Raw genomic sequence first — 18761 nt, forward strand, 5'->3', positions numbered from 1 at the left:
GGCGGGCCGCTTTCGCTGTGAAAAGGACGTTTCGTGCCAGACGAGTACCACTGTAGGGGGGTGATACCTTTGTCATAGTCGACAACCGCCCACTCGATACCCTCAAAGCCCTGAGAGATAAGGCTCTGAGGCTCTAACGGGGGAGGACGGGGGCGGGGCCAGTTTGCAAAAGTGCACCTAAAACAGCCGATAAAGCGCGCATCCTTTGGCACAGATTCACGCATTCTTCGCGCAATGTTCCGTCAATCGCGTTTACGAGAACGCATACCCGCAATCCTTGCTGCTCTAGGGCATACCGTGTGCGCGGGGAGCGGAAGCCTTCCCGCGCAGACCCGTGACGTGGGGAGCCGGCCCCTGCGGGACGACGTTAATCCCCAATCAAAACTGTCAAATCAGCTGACGGAATGCGAGCTAACTTGACAGTTGAAGCATCATATTGAAATCACGAGCGAAATTTAGAAGCAGGCGAACTCCGGGAAGCCGAGGAAGTGTAAACCGAAAAAAGCGACTTACTCCTGGGGCTTCTCAACGCCGGGCGCTGTCGCCGCTGCCACGAGACTCGCGAGGGCGTCCGATAGAATTGCCATGCCGAAAGACGACGCCTTTACCGTGTAGGCGGGAGAGAGCTTATCAACGTGTCGAAGGAGGAACGGGAGGCCAGAGCGAAGCGATTCAATTTCCCTCACCTGGGGCCGTCTGATCGCCACGCGTATCCCGTCCCGCAGGGGTCGATTTATCCTCTCGGTGACCGAAGCGACGCCGACGTTGAGATCTATGAAGAAGTCTTCGTCGCTACGCACTTTTCCCATTTCGAGGAGTGAGCCTTTCCACTCCGGGTAAATTGAGTCGGGATAAACGATGTGAACCAGCACCCCGTCGAAGCGCTCAACTATGCTTCTAAACCCTCTTATCATTGCATCAAACTGGTCGTCCGCGATCTCCTGTTCCTTCAATTCGTGCTGTCGCCGAAGGATCCCGGTTTGCTCCCCGAGCAGTGTGGTCGATGCGCGCGTCTCTAGAACTTGCTCTTTCATCACCTTGCGAGTTTCATCCAACTCTTCGCGTTGAGCTGCGAGTTCCTGCGACTGTATAAAGACTGCGCCTGCCAGCCAGAGAAAGGCGACGGGAGCGAAGGCGCCCGCCAACGCGTCGCCCAGTTCGTTGACGCCGACGCAGCCCAAGTAGGTGTCAAAGAATCCTTTGAACCAGTGGGGGGAAATTGATGCGTCCGTACACTCCTTCGTCTCGACGAGAAGAAAGTAGTAGATCGCAAAGTAAACCAGCGTGAACGCTGTCAGCACCCAAAAGGCGCGGCCCTTCGTCTTGGTTTCGCTCATAATTTCCCCCTTGCTAGACCCGGCTTTGATTACCAGAGGTTGCCGCGCCCTGGCGATATCCGGCCGTTAGAAAATGTAGAGGAAAGTTGACGTTTAACGCTGCATCGGCGCGACGGTGAAACAGTTGAATTCTTTGTTGCCGCAGCGGCGGCAGAATAGTTTAGTTTCAAGCGGTTTCATTCGCTGAGTGTGACCGAAACGGCGGGCGAGTTCCCAGCGATCGATATAGCCGATGTTGGGGCAGCGGGCGCAGTCTCCATACAAAACCCAGTGTGCGTCGAGGCCGCCAAGGGTGAGCCTGGAATAGCGTTTGCGCTCGTCAACGAAGTTTCTCATCCGCCCATTTTAAATGTGAACGTAGCGAGAACAAACTATTTTGTAGGCGGTCGCGTTGGTTGTAACGATTACGCAACTACCCGCAACTACTGATGCCGCCGTCATCCAGCCTACAATCAACGATTTGACTAACATCAAGCCGAACGTTTGCCGGCGCCGGGCTCGGCTTCAGCTTGTTGAAGCCGCTTTTTCAGTTGGTAGATCAGGAGGGTTGTCGCCGCTTCGACCTCGTCGCTATCCGTGATGTCGTCCACGGTTCGAAGGAGTTCGTTATAGAGCTTCGCGGCTTCTTCGGTCACGCGCCTTTGCGCGGCCTTCTGTTTCACCTGGATAAGCGTCACTTGTACTTTGTCCGCGAGGCGCGTGATTAGGCCAATATCGACCCCAGTGTTGGCCTCCGCCTTGAACTCGGAAATCGGCGAGTCCTGCAGGAACATTTCCCCTTCTCCGGTAATCAGCCAATCCAGATTAACAGAGAAACGCAATTTATACATTGCGAAGAATTCAAGGTCGGGAACCGAATCGCCGCGTTCATAACCGCCCAACGTCTCCGGATTCATCTTCAAAAACTGTGCAAAAGACAGCCGTGAGGGATAGCCAAGCGCTTCTCTAACAGCGGTAAGCCTTTGACCAAGCGGTGTTTTTGCGATCGCTTTTCGCGCCATGCCATAAACAGAGCTTCCCTGTTTTAAAAACAGAGAATCTCTGTTATATCTCCCTCTTAGTGAACCACTGTTGTGGTCCACGAACGTGAACAGAGTTCCAACAAAAAGCGGGTGCGCCAACACCCGCTTTGAGCAGGGAGAAATCCTATGAGCAAAGCTCTCGATTGGGAGGGCATCGTGGCGGAAGTCCATCGTCGGAAGATGACGATGACCAAGCTTGCCACGCTGCACGGTCTCGACCCGTCGACTTGCCGAAAGGTCAAGACGCACACCCACCGAAAAGCCGAGGCAATCATTGCCGAGTTCATCGAGCGCAAGCCCGAAGAACTCTGGCCCGATCGCTACCCCGTTCGGACGTCTCGCATCTTTGATAGCGCAAAACACGCCGCGTTAGAAAGTCAAATCGCGAAGGCACGCGCTGACGTCCGAGTGGCTGCATGAAGGCGCCTATGTCAGCCATTCAGCCGGCCACTGACGTGACGGATCGCGAGATCCGAAACGCTGTCGAGGGCTACACCTCCGAGCAAGCGCTGATCGTACCCGCCGATCTCTCCTTTGACCGATGGTGGGAGCGCAACAGCCGTTGCTGGGTACACCACGCTACCGCCCGGGATTTGTTCCGCGAGGGCTGGCTGTCGATGGCCCGAGAGCTTGGGTACTTGCCGGGCGGCGCATAGCGCCCGGCCATCCGTTTCCTGTTTTCCGCGCTGATCCGGTCTTGCGTCCAGGGCGGAACGAGGCGGGGCCGCCGACCTCCAGCGGCGGCTCCGCGATCCAGATCACCGCACCCTTCGCAGGTACAGCATGACCGTTCATATCGACCTTCCCGAAATCCGCGCAGCAGCGGAGCAAGACATCAAAATCACCGACATCGACATCCCCGAAGATCGCGCCCGGTCGTTCGACCCGGAAGAGGCGGCGGCGCTCGCTGCAATCATCGCTACACAAGGGATGCTCCACCCCGTGCGGGTCCGCATGGTTGGGAACCGCTACAGCCTCGTCGCCGGTCTCCGCCGTTTGGAAGCCGCCCGTTTGAATGGCTGGGAGCGGGTCCGCTCGACAATTTCTAACGCCGCCTCTGACGATGAGGCGAGGTTGGAAGAAGTCATGGAGAACCTCGCCCGCGCCGAATTGAGCGCGCTTGATCGCTGCCACCATCTCTACGACCTCAAGCAAGCTTATGAGCGCTTGCATCCCGACGCGAAGAATGGCGGGGACAGACGGTCGGAAACCAGAACGCAAAAATTGCGGTCTGATCCCGCGGACCATGCCGCGCCCGAAATATTCTCGTTCGCAGCGCATACCGCCGAGAAGATCGGCCTTTCCCGCCGGTCGATCGAAACCGCCGTCAAGATTTGGAAGGATCTGTCGGTCGCATCCCGCGCCCGTTGTGTCGGCACTTGGCTGGCCGGTCACCAGACCAATCTCAGGGCGCTTTCAGAGCAGACCCACCCGATCCAGAAGAACGTTCTGGACTTACTGTTCTCGGATCCACCGAAGGCGAACAACGTTCAAGAAGCGTTGACCGTCATCGAGAACGGGCGCGCACCAACCCACGTCGAAAAGAAATTCAACGGGGTGAACAAGGCGCTTGCCGCTCTGAAGGACGGCGAGTTGGACGCGGTGCTTGCGACCAACCAAGACCGCCTCCTTGAGCGGGTGTCTCGGATGGAGCAGGGCATTGCCACGCTCACGAAAATCTTCGCTGACATGAAGGATGACGAACTGGATCAGATCGTCGCCGCCAACGAGGCGCGCATAGTCGCCTCCCTGAAGCGCCGGGGCGCGATCTGAGATGACAAAGCGCCGCGACACTCTCACGCTTGATATATTCCGCGACTACCAGCCGGAAGAAGTCGCGGCGCGCTGCGACCCTGAACTGGTCAAGGGCGGAACGCTCGACGTTCAAATCGCCCGCGTCCTGTCTGTGGCCATGCAGAAGTCGGGCAAGACACGCACCGAGATTGCCGACGAGATGACCGAGTACCTCGGTCAGCGTGTCACCGAGAACATGCTTGATGGCTACGCCAGCCCCGCACGCAAAGACCACAAAATCACAGTCGAGCGCTTCATTGCGCTGCTCGACGCGACAGAATGCTACGATCTCCTAGCCTTCATCTGCAAACAGGCCGGTTTCGTCGCCGTGCCGGAACGCTACGCCGACATCATCGAGATTTGGCGCGCCGATCGCGAGATCGAAGAGCTTACCCGTCAGCGCGACGCCCGTATGGGCCGTGTGAGGGGGCTGAAATGACCGCGAGAGCCGACATTCACCCCTGCTTCACGTGCCCGTTGCCCGATTGCGACGACAATTCCGACCTGTGCCCCCTGCGGCAGACCATCCGCGAGTATGCACGGTTGAGCTACCACGGCGCAGAGGTGCCGGACGAACTGCGCCGCCGTTATTCGATCTCTCATTTCGAACTCAACGGCTGGCGGCAGAAGTCGCGCGCCATGGGAGGCGAAGAATGAGCTTCATCGTCTTCCTCAACGCGCAAGAGATTGCCGACGCGGGCAAGCGCCTGAAGCTGAAGGCGATGCCGCATACGAAACAGGGCGTAATCGACCACATCACCCGCAGCGGTTGGGCCGGATTGCCCGACAATCTTCGCCGCAAGCGCGAAGGCCGGGGCGGCGGTTGGGAATACCACGTTTCCCTGTTGCCGGACGCCCTGCAAGCCGCGCTCCAGGCCGAGCACAGCCGGTCTGTGGTGCTGGTCGCACAGCAGAACCAGCAGCGGCGCGAAGTCGCGAGGCGCGAGGCGTTGTCCACATCCGACCTTACGGCGCGGCAGCGCGACGTTATGACCGCGCGTTCCGCTATCCTGTCGGCGATCGAGACCTACCAGATTTCTAACGGTCTCTCGCGGCGACAAGCGATCGACGCCTTCGTTGGCAACCCGCAAGCGCTCAACGTGATGGATCGTATGTTGGTGGCCGCGAACGATCGCCCCAGCCAAGACCGCGACATCAGCATGCGTACCGTCCAGCGCTGGTTCAAAGCGCGCGACGAGCAAGGCGTTGCAGCTCTCGCGCCGCTGCCGACCAAAGAGCAGCAGGATATGCCGTCTTGGTTCTGGCAATTCCTTCGCTTCTACGCGCAACCGCAGAAGCCGTGCCTTACTGACGCATTAGAGCAATTCACCAAGGCGCTGCCCGCGCACATCATGCCGCCGAGCTACGATCAAGTCCGTCGCTTGATGGCGCGGCTCGGCAACGTCGAGAAGCATCGCGGACGCGAAGGCTCGTTGACGCTGAAAAGCCGCCAAGCCTACGTGATGCGGTCAACCGCGGATTTGCTGCCGACTTGCGTCTACACGTCGGACGGCAAGACCTTCGACGCCGAAGTGGCGCACCCGATACACGGCCAGCCTTTCAAGCCGGAAATCACATCGGTCGTCGATGTAGCCACCCGGCGTTGCGTCGGCTTCTCAGTCGGCTTGGCGGAAAATTCGGGCGGCGTCGTCGACGCGCTCCGCCATTCTTGCGAGCGGTCGGGCATCCCCGCGATCTTCTACGTCGACCGTGGGCCGGGCTTTAAGAACGAGATCCTTGACGACCAGTTGACCGGCCTTGTGGAGCGCCTCGGGATCACGAAGCTGCATTCGCTCCCGTACAACTCGCAGGCGCGCGGCATCATCGAGCGGTTCAACGGCTCGGTCTGGAACCCGCTCGCCCAAACCTTCGACACATATGCCGGCGCGCTGATGGACCGACAGGCCAAGCAGCGGGTTTTCAAAGAGACCCGGCGCGACATGAAGCAACTCGGCACAAGCCGGCGCCTGCCGACGTTTCAGGAGTTCATTGACGCCTGCAATGACGCGATTGCGGCCTACAACGCGCGGCCCCATGCGTCCCTGCCGGGCAACATGTCGCCGGATCAGTATTGGGAGTTTCATGTCTCGACCGGCTTTGAGATCGTGCCCGTTCTCGATAGCGAGCGCGATGATCTTTTCCGCCCTTACGTGAAGCGCCGCACGCGTCGCGCAATGGTCGATTTCCTGACCAACAGCTACTTCCACCTCGCCCTGGAAGAGTTTGACGGCGACGACGTTCTGGTCGGTTACGACGTTCACGATGCGTCGAAGGTTTGGGTCCGCGAGATCGATCGGAAGTCCGGCGAAGAGCGCATGGGCCGTTTGATTTGCGTCGCGATCTTTGCCGGCAACGAGGAACGCTACATCCCGCTTACGATGGAGCGGGCCGCTCTCGAAAAGCGCGCCAACGCGCGGGCAAAGCGCCTGCAGGACAAGTTGTCGGTGGTCGAGGCCGAACTGTCGCCCAGCCGCTTTCTCGAAGGGGCCGCTGTCGCGCCGATGCCGGTCATCGATATCGACCCGGAGCCCGCGTTGGTCCCGGCCGGCAATGTCACCCTCATCACCGAACATCAGTCGGCCGAGCAGCCTGCTGATCCACCCCGGAAGCTTACCTTCGCGTCTGATGAAGATTTGGCCGCGTGGGCTCTGAAGAACCCGGACAACCTAACGAGTAACCAAGTTCGCGTCTTGCGGAACTGCCTCCAAAAGCCGGCCGCAATTGAACTCTTCCGCCTGTCAGGCATCGACGTCGATGCCCTTCGAAACGTCATCCGCGCCGCTGCCTGACAGGCTTCTACAACACGAGGAAATACATGAAAAACGCATTTGTCCAAACCAGCAATGTTAAGCGCTTCCTCACGGCGCTCTCCGCGTTGGAAGAGCGCGGCGCTCAAGAGGCCTGCTTGGTCGTCGTTGACGGCCAACCCGGCTTAGGCAAGACGACGACACTGAAGCATTGGGTCGCCCAAAACGGGTGCATCTACCTTCGCGCAAAGAAGGAATGGACCCCCAACTGGTTCATGAATGAGTTGCTGGAAGCGATGCGGGTTAACCCGCCGCACGCCTTCCAGAAGAAGTATGCGACCGCGCTTCAGGAACTGGCTTTCCGCCAGAGCACGGCGATGATGGAACGCAAATCCTTCGGCCTCGTAATCGACGAGGCGGATCACGTTTCCTCGAAGGCTTCGATCCTCGAAACGATCCGCGACATTTCGGACATGATCGAGTTGCCGACAATCCTCGTCGGCATGGGCCGCATCAACGACAATCTGGCACGTTTCCCGCAGGTGGCATCTCGCATCTCGCAGAAGGTTCGCTTTGAGAAAGCAAGCAAGGAGGATGTGCGGGGGCTGATCAAGCAACGGTGCGAAGTCGAAGTCGCTGATTGCCTCGTCGATTTCGTGCTGACCGTTAGCCAGGGCTTCAATCGTGAAACCTTGGAGGCGATCGCCAACATCGAGCGCTTCGGTCTCCGATCCGACGTCGGGCCGACCGGCGTTACTATGCGGGAGATGGCGGGCCAGATCATCATCAACGATCGCCGCACTAACCAGCCGGTCATGGTCCCGGAGGTCCTGTGATGACGGACCACATGGGCAAAGGGGAGATCCCGACCAAGATCCTGTATCACCTCGCCGATGGCGCATGCTGCACGATCGACGAACTGGCAAGCAGCCTTCAGCTTACGCGCCGACAAATCTCGGACGGCGCGTGCAGTTTGATCTTTCGGGATCACGCCGAGCGGGTTGAAAAGGGTTGCTATCAACTCACCGAAACCGGGCTCGCGGCGGTGGCCGCAGGTGACGTCATCAAATCTGGCCCATGGCGGCCATTTACTGGCGAGCGCAAGCCCTACAGGGACACGTTCCGGCAAAGGCTTTGGACGGCCATGCGGATGTCTCCGACGTTCACGGCCGGCGATCTGATAATCGCGGCCGACCGTGGCGGCAAGGACCCCGTGGACAACGCCAACCTCTACATCCGGCACCTGAAATGGGCCGGCTATGTCGCCGAGCTTCCGGTTCGCCAGCGCGGCACGCGGCTCAGGTCTAACGGATTCAAGCGGTTTCGGCTCTTGCGCGACAGCGGTCCGATCGCGCCGGTCTACAGGACCACTCTCGGCGTCGTTCACGACTTCAACACTCGGGAGGATGTGACATGCGACAAGTCGCGCTGATGACGCTTCCCGACGCTGAATGGCTGGGCGTGCTTCGCGCCCAGGCCGAAAAGCCCGGCGTTACGAAGCAGGCGATTGCTGACGAACTCGGCATTTCTCGCACGGCGGTCTCGCTGCTGATCGCGGGCAAGTACACGGCCGGAACGACGAAGGTGGAGCGGAAGATCGCGAACAAGGTCATGGCGCTCTACGCACACCGAGTCTGGTGCCCGCACCTTCACGCTTCCATCACGCCCGACCAGTGCCGCGCCTTCTGCACGGCCCCGATGACAATGAGCGACCCGGCGGGCCTTCGCCATTGGGTCGCCTGTCAGAAATGCCCGGAAAAGAGCGTTAGGGAAAAGGAGGGCGGCGATGCTGTCTGACGCCTTGCACGCGATGCGCGAACGGCTTTCCGCCGGAGCCATCGACGTGGATCCGCATAGCTTCGTCTTGGCGCTGCGAGCGTGGGAGATCGAAGCGCGGAACATGGAGAGCCGAATAGAGGCACTTTGCGGGCGGCCGCACGTAGTTCTGCATGGCGCGCTGCTGGCGGATGATGTCGGGGGGCTCGGGGAATGATCCGGACCTCTGATTATCTAAACAGGTTGAACCTCTCGATTGCCCGTATGGCCTTGGCCGGTGAACCTCTCCCTGCGGACGTTCTCCCGACCTTGAGCGGCATCCTGACCTATTGCGTTCAACAGTGCGCCGAGATGGAGGCCCGCCTCGCGGGCGCGGATCTCGCAGCCCCAGATGCCGTTTCTCACCCCAATGTCATTCCTCTCGCCGCGTGGCTCGACGCGCGGCGCGAAGGCGTAATTCCGCCCGGAAACGGCGCGGCCTAACATCTTGCAACCCAAGGAAAGTCAAATGAAAGCAGCACTGAAAAACAAATCGAAGGCCCTTTCTCGTGTTCCGCAATCTCGCGAAGACGCGGTGTGGGCGATCGGCCGCATCGGCACCCTACGTCGTTTGATCGCGCAACGTAAATCGGAGGCGGACGAAGTCATCCGAAAAGCCGGCGAGGAGTTGGAGACCAATACCGCAGATCTCGTCGCGGAGCTGGGCGAGCATGAAAAGGGGGTGCAGACGTGGTGCGAGGCTAACCGGCTGTCGCTTACGAGCGATGGTAAAGTGAAGTTTCACGAGTTCGGAACCGGGCGAATAAATTGGCGTCAGCGCCCTCCGAAGGTGGCAATCCGTGGGGTCGAGACCGTGATTGAGGCCTGCAAGAAGCTCGGGCTGAAGCGGTTCCTTCGCGTCAAGGAAGAGTTGAACAAGGACGCCATGCTGGCGGACCCTGACAAGGCGCGCCAGATCGCGGGGGTCTCAATTTCATCGGAGGGCGAAGATTTCGTGATCGAACCGGCCGAAATTGAAACTTCGCAGACGGCCGCGTGAGCTTCCCATGGCGAAGAAACCCGTCAAAGCGTTGTCGGAAGGTTGGGCGCTCTGCACGCCCGAAAACACCCTTTTGCCGCATAGCTTTCGCGCCGGCAAAGCGGACGCCATCCGCTCATTGTTCGCAACGGATGAGGCGTGGAGTGAAGCGGAGCAAGCCGGTTGGACGGTCGAACACGTCTACGCCCGGATATTCATGCCGAAGTTCTTTGTCGACGTGATCCCCGAGGAAAGGGATGCAGCATGAACAAGCGTCTAACGGCCGTTCGTATCGACACCCTACGGGACCAGTCGAACTGCCCTGCTTGCGGGGCGGCGGCGAGGGTTCATTCGGGGGATCAAGCCAGCTTTACGGTCTTGTTTCAGTGCGGCTCGGTTTTCGACGTTCGGGGCGGCACGCCGATCTCCTACCTGACGCCTTGCCCCGGCTCGTCAGCGGTCGCCGCCGCCCACCTGGAACGGCAGGCGGAAGCAAAGGCAATAGCCGCCAATTAGGCGGTCTTGACCGCGCCGGCCACACGCTCAACGCGGCCGGCGCGGGTCACATAGAGAAGCACCGCGATCGCGATCGATACGCCGAACCAAACGCCCGCGCCGATCAAGCCAATCATGAGGCGCTCTGACGGTCGCGGCCCGGCTTGTGAGGCGGCCAAGACTACGACCACGACCAGCGCGATGCAGAAGAGGCCGTAAACGAACCGGAGGCCCATTCCGATTACGCCGGGCCGGTCTTCAAGTAGCGGATTTCCGCAATGAATGCAGGTTCTGGCCTTCTCCGAAACGCGGCCATCACAATCGCAGCAAACTACCAACGCCATTTCATTTTCTCCCTGTCGTTGCGGCGGACCTTAGAGACAACCGTAACGGCGCACAAGCGAGGTAAAACCATGAACACGAAGGCAATTATTAACATCGCCCGGCAGCAGCTCGGCCTCGACGACGAAGACTACCGGGCCATGCTTGTCCGGGTCACCGGTCTCGCGTCCGTGCGCGAAATGACAGAGCCGCAGCGCCTCGCCGTGGTCGAAGAAATGAAACGCCTGGGCTTCCGTGTGAAGTCGGGCGGCAAGCGCCTGTCGGCTTCGATTAAGCCGTACGTCCGCCTCGTGCATGCTCTGTGGGCGTCGTGTCACCGGAAGGGCGTTATTGCAGACGGCTCCCGCAATGCATTGCGGTCCTTCGTAAGCGCCCGGACCACGGTCAGCGACCCGGACTTTCTAACGTACGAGCAGGCATCGCCCATCATCGAGACCCTGAAGATGATGGAGAGACGGGGAATGGAGAATGTACCCGAAGAACGGCGCAACGCCGAAAAATAGCGTCAGCATTGACAGCCAGGTCGCCGCACTAGAGTTGGCGATTGGACATGGCGGCCCCGGAATTTTTCGCGAGGGCCACCATGAAATTCACCGCAAGCAGCTTGAGGCAGCGCTTCGCACTTTGCGGTTTGTCCAGCAGAATGAAGCCGCGATCGCGGCAGCAGTCGGAGCGGTCTATCCGTGACGACACAGTCCCAATCTTCTCAAATCGAAGCTCTGCCCGATTCCCTTCGTGATCTCGCCGAGACGCTCGGCTTACGTATCGCCTTAAAGCTCATCAGGCACTTCGGCGGCACTGAGATCAAACCGCCGAAGAAGCCCGCCGCAGATCATCCGATCGTCGTGGCGCTTGGCAACGAGGACGCAAGCGCGCTATGTAGTTTCCTGTCCGGGGGGCTCATGTATGTGCCCCATATGCGGGCACGACGCTCGGCGCGGATGGACGTCTTGAATTTGCAGGCAGACGGGAAGGAGCGCCGCGAGATCGCCCGGATGCTCGGGATCTCGCAACGGCACGTGAGGCGCATGGCGAACAAGCCGGCCCCGCCGCAAAACCAGATCGACCTTTTCGCCGACGAGTAGCCCGGTTACCGGCCGAGACAGGCCGGACCTTTGGGCCGGGCGATAGGTCCGCCCTAAGACGTAGTTTGACCGCAATGCTTCAAGCCATTGCGAGGCCAAATGAACTACCGCTTCCGCGCCCCGAAACGCCCCGTCAGCCGCGTTTTCCTTCACTGCTCCGCATCCGATAACCCGGCCCACGACAACGTCGCCACGATGGACCTGTGGCACAAGCAACGTGGCTGGGCAGGCGTCGGCTACCATTTCTTCATCCGGAAATCTGGGGAGCTTGAAATCGGCCGGGATCTCGAAATCACACCGGCCGCCCAGGAGGGCAACAACAAGGGCACGATTGCCATTTGCCTCCACGGTCTGAAGTCCGAGAACTTCACGGCCGCGCAGTACGCCACGGTTCTGTCGCTTTGCCAGCAGATCAATAATGCCTACGGCGGCGCCGTCACGTTCCACGGCCACTGCGAGGTGGCTCGGAAGGCGTGCCCCGTTTTCGATTATAAGCGCGTCCTCGGGCTGTCGGCCGGCAAGCTACCGCGTGACCCGACCGCGCCGAACCGCGACATTTCCATGCCGAGGATGCCGGGCATCGAGCATCTGGAAGAGCCCAGTGCGGGCCGCACGATGGTGCTGAAACATGGCGACAAGAGCGGCGGCGTCTTCGACGTGCAGAAGCGCTTAAGCGCGCTTGGCTACTTCGTCGGCAAGATCGAAGGCGATTTTGGCGATCGGACACGCGCGGCTGTGCTCGCCTTCCAAGCTGACAATCACCTGATCGCAGACGGCAAGGTCGGCCCGGCTACGCGAGAGGCGATGAAGGACGCCAAGCCGCGTGTGATCGGCGAGCAGCGCGCGGGCGCAACGCTGAAAAGCCTCGCTGCGGAAGGCTCCGCTGCTGCCAAGGCATCGACTAACAATCGCGTGGCCGGCTTCGCACTGGCCGGCGGGGGATTGCTGGGCATGGTCGAGAAATCGACCGGGGCCGTTACCGAGGTCGCCGCCAACATGGGCGTCTTCAGTCACACCATCGAACGGTTCGGCCCGGCTCTCGGCTGGGGTGTTGTCGCCGTTGGCCTCTATGTCGCCTACCAGTCGATCCTGGCCGGCCGCGAGGCCGTGCGTGATCACCGCACCGGCCGTCGCGCATGATTGCCGTCCTACGCGCGCTCGGGCTGGCGACTGTATTGAAGGCCGCCGCCGCTGCCCTGATCGCCACGGCGGGCGCCTATGGGGCCGGCTACATGCACGGTCGTAGCGTCGGAACGGCTGCCCGCGACCAATCGGCCTTGAAGGCACAAAACGAAGGCCTCCAACAAGTCATCGAAACCTACCGAAAGATCTACGGAGCGTCCGCCGAGCGATCCAAGGCCGACGCTGTCGAACTGGCGGACGCGCGCCGAAAGCTTGAGGAGTACCAGCATGAGCTTCAGCCGGACGCTGCTTGCGTTCTCAGCCCTGATGATGCTCGCCAGCTGCGCGACATCCGATGACCGGAAGATCCCGGTGCCGGTGCCTCGCGGCGTGCCGCCCCTGTCGGCACAAGACGAGGAACCTTGCCCCGATCCAGACCCCAAAGCCGGCGCGGACGCGCGCGCCGAGGTCGGCCGTCAAAGGCTGGCTCTGAAAGAGTGCCGGCAACGGCACGGCCGCGTCGTCCAGCAGTATCACGATGTCGAAAAGGAAAACTGGAGCAGATGACCGGCCCCGAAACTGTCTTTGGCCTGAAGGTCGCCACGCTAGCGTCGTCGGCGATCGCAGCTGCATTATCCGTCGCAATCGAGTGGCGAAGCCATGATTGGCTGACGGCCATCGGCTCGGTGGCGGCCGGCATGTTCGTCGCCGCCGTCGCAACCGAGGCGACCCTCGAATTCTTCGCTGCCAGCGGCTCGGGCACGTGGGGCCATGCTGTTGCTGCCGCCTACGGGATCACCGGACGCAATCTGATTATCTGGTTGCGCCGCGTTTCTAATGATCCGCCGGAGTTCCTTCGGTCGCTCCTCGGTATTTGGAAGGGACGCGACGGCTGATGGCGAGCGATCAGGAAACCCGCCGCAAGGCCAGATCCGATTACATTTATCGGCGCATGACCATCGCGACGATCGCGATGACGCTGAGTGTCTCACAGGCGACGATCGGGCGCTGGAAGAAAGCTGCCAAGGAAGCCGGCGACGATTGGGATATCGCGCGATCGGCGAGCATTTTGGCCGGTGAAGGAATCGAGACCGTCGTATCGTCGGTGGTCGAAGACTTCATGATCATGGCGCAGTCGCTCTTGGACGAGATAAAGAACGGCGAATTGGCGCTGGATCAGAAGGTCAAGCACCTCGTCGCGCTTGCCGACGCGATGACGAAGATGACTGCTTCGGCTGGGAAGCTTGCGCCGAAGATCTCGGAGCTTGGCGTCGCCCAGGACGTCATGGGGCAGTTGATCACCTTCGTTCGCGAGAACTTCCCGCAGCACGTCGGCGTCATCCTCGAAATCATTGAACCGTTCGGCGAGCGGCTCGCGAGCATCTACGCATGATTAAGCGCCCGGTTCTGAAGGCCAAGACCAACGCGAAGGACTTCCGTGAAGCGATTGCCGGCATGGCGGAAGACCTTTCGCGCTGGATCGAGCTTTCCGTGTCAGCGTTCCCCGCCGATCCGGCCGCGCGCCGCGATCGACTGGCGAAGGTAGCAGACCCGGAGACCGGGTTTCAGTTCTTCATGGAGACCTACCTCCCGCACTATGTGCGCGGGGATCACAGCCTATTCCATCAGGAGATTTTCAAGCGCTGCCCGCAAATCTTGGCGGTCGTGAAGGGCGTTCGCGACCTCTTTGTCGCGCCCCGCGGATCTTCGAAATCGACACACCTGTCGCTTGGTTTCGCGCTCTATTGCATCGTTAGAAACCTGAAGCGCTACGTCCTCGAAGTCTGCGATGTGTACAGCCAGGCCGCGCTCTTGATCGAGGCTCTGAAGGCCGAGCTAACCACGAACCCGCGCTTGCAGTACGATTTCGCCGAGGTCTTCGGGGAGGGCCGGGTTTGGCGCGAGGGGGAGTTCGTCACCCGGAATAATATTCGCGTTGAAGGTTTGGGCGCGCTGCAAAAGATCCGTGGCCGCAGGCACGGCCCTTACCGCCCGGATCTCATGTTCTTCGACGATCTGGAAAACGACGAGAACGTCAGGTCGCCGGAACAACGCAAGAAGCTCGAAAACTGGATCAACCGCGCCGCCCTCAAAGTCGGTCCCCCTGACGGGTCGATGGACGTCATATGGGTGGGCACCGTTCTGCATTTCGACGCTGTTCTTATCCGGGCGGCGAAGTCGCCCGTTTGGCGCGTCACTGAATTCCAGGCGATCGTCAAATGGCCGGATCGCATGGACCTTTGGGACAAATTCGAGGAGGTCTATCAGAATGACGGCGAAGACGCTGCCCGCGCTTACTACGCGGAGAACAAGCAGGCGATGGACGAAGGCGCGGTGGTCAATTGGCCGTCGGTGCAGCCGCTCATCTTCCTCATGCTTGAACGCGCCGGCTCTCATGACGCCTTCCAGACCGAGTATCAGAACAAACCCATCAGCGAAGGAAATCCCTTCGGCAAACTGATCTTTTGGAACCTGAAGGTTTCGAACCTCATCTTTTTCGGCGCCTGTGATCCGTCTCTCGGCAAACACGGCAAGGGGCGCGATCCGTCCGCTATCCTGATCGGTGGCATGGATCGCCTGACCGGCAAAATGGATCTGGTTGAGGCATCTATCCGCAAGCGGCTCCCTGACATCATCATCTCAGACATCATCACCTTGCAGCGCGAGTACCGCGCGGTGCTGTGGTTCATTGAGGCCGTCCAGTTTCAGGAATTCTTGCGTACGAGCCTCATGTCGCAAGCCGTCAAGCAGGGCGTCCCGCTCTCGGCGGTTCCCGTTGTGCCGAACGCCGACAAGATGCTGCGGATTGAGCGACTTCAGCCGCCAGTCGCGGCCGGGCTCATTCGTTTCCATCCGACCCAGCAAACTATGATCGACCAACTGCAGCAATGGCCGAATGCCGATCACGACGACGGCCCCGATTGCCTCGACATGCTCTGGCAAAACGCCGTCCACTATTCGGGTGGCGCCACGGCCGGCAGCGGCGGCGGGATGCTGATGGCCTCTGGCGGCGGCGATGAAACCCTCGGAGACTACAGACTGTGAGCAAGAGAAGAAAAGGCACGCTGACCGAGGCCGAGCGCAAGAACCTGCCGGCCGATGCCAAGACGCTGATTGCGACCGCCCGCAACGACATCACGATCCCGTTCTATTCGGGCCTCTTGCAGCATGCCGACGATACGCTGATCCAGCGGGGCGGCGGCAAGGGGCTCAAGATCTATGACGAGATCGAGCGCGACGGCCACGCTCACGCCGTGCTCCAAAAACGGCGAAAGCAACTGATCCAGCGCGAGTGGGAGGTTACGGCCGCCTCAGACGCTCCGATCGACGTAGAGGCGGCCGACTTTTGCCGTGAGCGCCTGAAGGCGCTCCCCTTTGATCGCCTTACCGAAGAGATGGTCGGCGGGGCGACGCTGAAGGGCTACGCGGTTCAGGAAGTCGTGTGGAAGCGCGACGGCCGGCATATCGTCCCGGCCGAGATCGTTACGCATGACCAGCGTCGTTTCGGTTTTAACGAAGACTGGCGGCCCCGCCTTCTAACGTTGCACGATATGCGCTTGGGCATGGAATTGCCGGAGCGCAAGTTCATTGTTCACCGGGTCGGCGTTATCGGCAACAACCCTTACGGCCTCGGGCTTGGGACGCGGCTATTTTGGCCAGTGCTGTTCAAGCGGGAAGGTATCGCCTTCTGGCTCCATTTCCTTGACAAGTACGCCGGCCCAACCGTCGTCGGCAAAACGCCCTACGGCAGCCTAAACGACGAACAGAGCAAGTTGTTGAACAACCTTCAGCGGGTCCGCACGAGCTCTGCCCTGATCGTCCCCGTTGGAACGGACGTTGAGTTCTTGGAGGCTTCCCGTTCCGGTTCTGTGAGCTACGAAGGCTTCCTCGCTTACTGGAACAAAGAGATCTCGATCACCGTGACGGGGGAAACCCTGACCACGGATATCGGGTCGGCCGGATCGCGCGCGGCATCGGAAACCCATGAGGGCCAACTGGACAAGCTCGTCGACGGCGACGGAGACCTGTTTTCTGATACCTATCGCGGCCAGTTGTTAACGTGGATCACCGAGTACAACTTTCCCGGCGCGCAGGCACCGTTCCTCTATCGTGTCCGCCCGAGCAACGAGCGCGACAAGGCGGAGACGCGCAAGGCGAAGGCGGAGGCGGCTACCGCTGAAAACTCAGCGCTTCAGGACGTCCTCATGGTCGCCGCGAACTTTGACGACGACACCCACGCCCGCGACTACATCACCCAATCCGGCCTTACGGAGCGGCTGTCGGAGGAGACCGTCAAGAGCCTCGTCGAAGCCCGCTTCAGCTTCATGGAGGGCGGCAAGCGCGGTCGCGACGTACGTCAGGCGGCCCAATCTTCCCCGGCCTTCGCCGCCATGCTTGGCGGGCAAAAAAAAAATTCCATGAATGTGTGAGCTTCGCGGAAGACGACGCCGTCGTTGATGACGTCACTGCTCGCCTCGAGGCGGAAAGCGACGGGCTGATCGGCGCGCGCCTGGACGGGATCGAGGCAGCGCTTGAAGCACCCGATTTTGCGACGGCCGCCGCCAACGTACTCCAGCTCGGCGCGAAATGGTCGTCCAAGCGCCTCGGGCTTCTGGTGGGCGATGCTTTGCTGACTGCCGCATTGCGCGGTCGGGAAGCGGTGTTCCTTGACGCCGAGGAAGCAACCGACTTTGCCGATGGCGATGTCTTCAGCCAGCCGTTCAAGGAGCAAATCGAGTTTTTCACGCAAAAGCGCGTGAAGCCTACCAAGGCTTGGACCGACGCGATGCGAGGCGTTCACGATCGCGCCTTCGTCATTGCGGGCGCGACCGACACGGCCATGTTGACCGACTTCCAGCAGGCAATTGCGAAAGCAATGCGGGAAGGCTCCGGGCTCGATGAGTTCCGCAAGGACTTCGACGAGATCGTTGGGCGCTACGGCTGGCGTTACAAAGGGAAGTACGGCTGGCGAACCCGCGTCATCTTCGAGACCAATATCCGCACTTCGTACATGGCCGGCCGCCTCAAACAGATGCGCGATCCGGACGTCGTGCGGCTGCGGCCGTTTTGGGAGTACCGCCACGGCGAGACACGCCGGCCGCAGGTGCCACGCCGCCTTCATCTGCAATGGCACGGCAAGATTCTTCGCCACGATGACCCGTGGTGGGACCAGCATTTCCCGCCGAACGATTGGTTTTGTTCGTGCGGCGTCCGGACGCTCTCGGAAGCGGACTTGAGGCGGCGCGGCAAGAGCGGCCCCGATCCGGCCCCCGAGGATCTCCGCGCCCCGATGATCGATCCCGTGAGCGGAAACCTAACGGAGCGACCGCAAGGCGTCGGCTTTGGGTGGGACTACCAGCCGGGCCATCTTTGGGAGCAAGGGCTAGTACCATCGTCTTTGATGGAGGCCGGAGCCCCGGCGCTCGAAAATCCGCGCATGGCCGTCGAGATCGATCGCCCGCGTCCGATCGACGAACTGGTGAAGGCCGCGCGGGCATTTTCGGCCGCGCAGCTTCCCGAGGATCTCGCACCCGAAGAATACGTCAGGGCGTTCCTTCGTCCGTTCGGTGCGGATCTCGGCCGCGCCGTTCTCTTCGAGGATGTCACCGGCACGCCGCTGCCGATCTCGGATCAACTGTTCCGCGACCGCAGCGGGGCAATCAAGGTGACCAAGCGCGGGCGGCACACGTTCACGCCGCTGCTCGCAGAGGCGATCCTCGACCCGGACGAAGTATGGCTCGGCGTGGCTCGGAAGGTCGATCCGGCCGACCCCGAAGCTGAAGAGTTGATCGTCGATCGGCGGTACATTCGCGCTGATCCAAAAACTGGCCTCATGGTCGTCTTCGAGATCGGCGAACGATTCTGGAATGCTGTCACGGCTTACGTGACCACGACGAAGACGGGCAAGCCGGATTTCAACGCGCTCGATCGACGTCGCGGTGGCAAGCTGATCTACAGTCGGCCCAAAAAGTAAAAGGCCAGGGTGATCCGGCCTCGTGTCGGGGAGCTACCTGGACCATCAC

At 60.7% G+C, this 18761-nt stretch carries 26 protein-coding genes; 23 read left to right on the top strand and 3 right to left on the bottom strand.

Going from position 1 to position 18761, the window contains the following annotated elements; translation table 11 throughout:
• Positions 1-509: 509 nt before the first annotated feature.
• From BC363_RS02280 to BC363_RS35285, 3 genes are all read right to left on the bottom strand, one after another.
• Complete coding sequence (locus BC363_RS02280; protein ID WP_065786442.1) at positions 510-1337, bottom strand: hypothetical protein; 828 nt, start codon at positions 1335-1337, stop codon at positions 510-512.
• Between the two features lie 93 nt (positions 1338-1430).
• Positions 1431-1673, bottom strand: a complete 243-nt coding sequence (locus BC363_RS02285; RefSeq protein WP_065793270.1) for a hypothetical protein — start codon at positions 1671-1673, stop codon at positions 1431-1433.
• Between the two features lie 134 nt (positions 1674-1807).
• Positions 1808-2338, bottom strand: a complete 531-nt coding sequence (locus BC363_RS35285) for a helix-turn-helix transcriptional regulator (protein ID WP_065786441.1) — start codon at positions 2336-2338, stop codon at positions 1808-1810.
• A gap of 147 nt (positions 2339-2485) precedes the next feature.
• On the opposite strand from BC363_RS35285, the gene BC363_RS02295 reads away from it, so the two are divergent.
• The 23 genes from BC363_RS02295 to BC363_RS02415 all read left to right on the top strand — a co-directional run bounded on the left by BC363_RS02295 (position 2486) and on the right by BC363_RS02415 (position 18712).
• Positions 2486-2779: a helix-turn-helix domain-containing protein gene (locus tag BC363_RS02295; RefSeq protein WP_065786440.1), complete on the top strand. Its 294-nt coding sequence runs from the start codon at positions 2486-2488 to the stop codon at positions 2777-2779.
• 8 nt (positions 2780-2787) lie between these two features.
• A complete protein-coding gene (locus tag BC363_RS02300; protein WP_065786439.1) occupies positions 2788-3015 on the top strand; it encodes a hypothetical protein in 228 nt (75 codons plus the stop codon).
• 127 nt (positions 3016-3142) lie between these two features.
• Complete coding sequence (locus BC363_RS02305) at positions 3143-4132, top strand: ParB N-terminal domain-containing protein (RefSeq protein ID WP_065786438.1); 990 nt, start codon at positions 3143-3145, stop codon at positions 4130-4132.
• Position 4133: 1 nt separating this feature from the next.
• Complete coding sequence (locus BC363_RS02310) at positions 4134-4592, top strand: hypothetical protein (protein WP_065786437.1); 459 nt, start codon at positions 4134-4136, stop codon at positions 4590-4592.
• Positions 4589-4810, top strand: coding sequence for a hypothetical protein (locus tag BC363_RS02315; protein ID WP_065786436.1), 222 nt, complete (start codon positions 4589-4591; stop codon positions 4808-4810). The genes BC363_RS02310 and BC363_RS02315 overlap by 4 nt, the downstream gene beginning before the upstream one ends.
• Positions 4807-6942 carry a Mu transposase C-terminal domain-containing protein gene (locus BC363_RS02320; RefSeq protein WP_065786435.1) on the top strand — a complete coding sequence of 712 codons (2136 nt, stop codon included), beginning with the start codon at positions 4807-4809 and terminating at the stop codon, positions 6940-6942. The genes BC363_RS02315 and BC363_RS02320 overlap by 4 nt, the downstream gene beginning before the upstream one ends.
• 26 nt (positions 6943-6968) lie before the next feature.
• Entirely contained in the window at positions 6969-7736 is a 768-nt protein-coding gene (locus tag BC363_RS02325; protein ID WP_065786434.1) for an ATP-binding protein, read from the top strand.
• A complete protein-coding gene (locus tag BC363_RS02330) occupies positions 7736-8332 on the top strand; it encodes a hypothetical protein (protein ID WP_083223718.1) in 597 nt (198 codons plus the stop codon). The genes BC363_RS02325 and BC363_RS02330 overlap by 1 nt, the downstream gene beginning before the upstream one ends.
• Positions 8314-8697 carry a helix-turn-helix transcriptional regulator gene (locus BC363_RS02335; protein ID WP_065786433.1) on the top strand — a complete coding sequence of 128 codons (384 nt, stop codon included), beginning with the start codon at positions 8314-8316 and terminating at the stop codon, positions 8695-8697. Before BC363_RS02330 ends, BC363_RS02335 begins: the two co-directional genes overlap by 19 nt.
• The gene (locus tag BC363_RS02340; protein WP_065786432.1) at positions 8687-8893 is read left to right on the top strand and encodes a hypothetical protein; all 207 of its coding nucleotides are present in this window, start codon (positions 8687-8689) and stop codon (positions 8891-8893) included. The genes BC363_RS02335 and BC363_RS02340 overlap by 11 nt, the downstream gene beginning before the upstream one ends.
• 92 nt (positions 8894-8985) lie before the next feature.
• Entirely contained in the window at positions 8986-9159 is a 174-nt protein-coding gene (locus tag BC363_RS35010) for a hypothetical protein (protein ID WP_161952426.1), read from the top strand.
• 25 nt (positions 9160-9184) lie between these two features.
• The gene (locus BC363_RS02350) at positions 9185-9715 is read left to right on the top strand and encodes a host-nuclease inhibitor Gam family protein (RefSeq protein ID WP_065786430.1); all 531 of its coding nucleotides are present in this window, start codon (positions 9185-9187) and stop codon (positions 9713-9715) included.
• A gap of 7 nt (positions 9716-9722) precedes the next feature.
• Positions 9723-9962, top strand: a complete 240-nt coding sequence (locus BC363_RS02355) for a hypothetical protein (protein WP_065786429.1) — start codon at positions 9723-9725, stop codon at positions 9960-9962.
• A gap of 640 nt (positions 9963-10602) precedes the next feature.
• The gene (locus BC363_RS02370) at positions 10603-11034 is read left to right on the top strand and encodes a regulatory protein GemA (RefSeq protein ID WP_065787002.1); all 432 of its coding nucleotides are present in this window, start codon (positions 10603-10605) and stop codon (positions 11032-11034) included.
• Positions 11000-11218 carry a hypothetical protein gene (locus tag BC363_RS02375; protein ID WP_065793273.1) on the top strand — a complete coding sequence of 73 codons (219 nt, stop codon included), beginning with the start codon at positions 11000-11002 and terminating at the stop codon, positions 11216-11218. The genes BC363_RS02370 and BC363_RS02375 overlap by 35 nt, the downstream gene beginning before the upstream one ends.
• On the top strand, positions 11215-11616 hold the full coding sequence (locus BC363_RS02380; RefSeq protein WP_202618517.1) for a helix-turn-helix domain-containing protein: 402 nt from the start codon (positions 11215-11217) through the stop codon (positions 11614-11616). The genes BC363_RS02375 and BC363_RS02380 overlap by 4 nt, the downstream gene beginning before the upstream one ends.
• Positions 11617-11715: 99 nt before the next feature.
• Positions 11716-12756, top strand: coding sequence for a peptidoglycan-binding domain-containing protein (locus tag BC363_RS02385; protein WP_065786426.1), 1041 nt, complete (start codon positions 11716-11718; stop codon positions 12754-12756).
• Entirely contained in the window at positions 12753-13097 is a 345-nt protein-coding gene (locus BC363_RS02390; RefSeq protein ID WP_065786425.1) for a hypothetical protein, read from the top strand. The genes BC363_RS02385 and BC363_RS02390 overlap by 4 nt, the downstream gene beginning before the upstream one ends.
• 204 nt (positions 13098-13301) lie before the next feature.
• Complete coding sequence (locus BC363_RS02395; RefSeq protein ID WP_065786424.1) at positions 13302-13634, top strand: hypothetical protein; 333 nt, start codon at positions 13302-13304, stop codon at positions 13632-13634.
• Positions 13634-14131 (top strand): DUF1804 family protein, encoded by a 498-nt coding sequence (locus BC363_RS02400; protein WP_065786423.1) that lies wholly within the window; start codon positions 13634-13636, stop codon positions 14129-14131. Before BC363_RS02395 ends, BC363_RS02400 begins: the two co-directional genes overlap by 1 nt.
• A gap of 398 nt (positions 14132-14529) precedes the next feature.
• Positions 14530-15783: a phage terminase large subunit gene (gene terL / locus BC363_RS02405; RefSeq protein WP_244519784.1), complete on the top strand. Its 1254-nt coding sequence runs from the start codon at positions 14530-14532 to the stop codon at positions 15781-15783.
• Entirely contained in the window at positions 15780-17168 is a 1389-nt protein-coding gene (locus BC363_RS02410) for a DUF935 family protein (protein ID WP_065786421.1), read from the top strand. Before terL ends, BC363_RS02410 begins: the two co-directional genes overlap by 4 nt.
• Complete coding sequence (locus BC363_RS02415; protein WP_244519785.1) at positions 17165-18712, top strand: PBECR2 nuclease fold domain-containing protein; 1548 nt, start codon at positions 17165-17167, stop codon at positions 18710-18712. The genes BC363_RS02410 and BC363_RS02415 overlap by 4 nt, the downstream gene beginning before the upstream one ends.
• The last annotated feature ends 49 nt before the right edge of the window (positions 18713-18761 follow it).

This window comes from Ensifer sp. LC384 (genome assembly GCF_001695865.1).
GTDB lineage: Bacteria > Pseudomonadota > Alphaproteobacteria > Rhizobiales > Rhizobiaceae > Ensifer.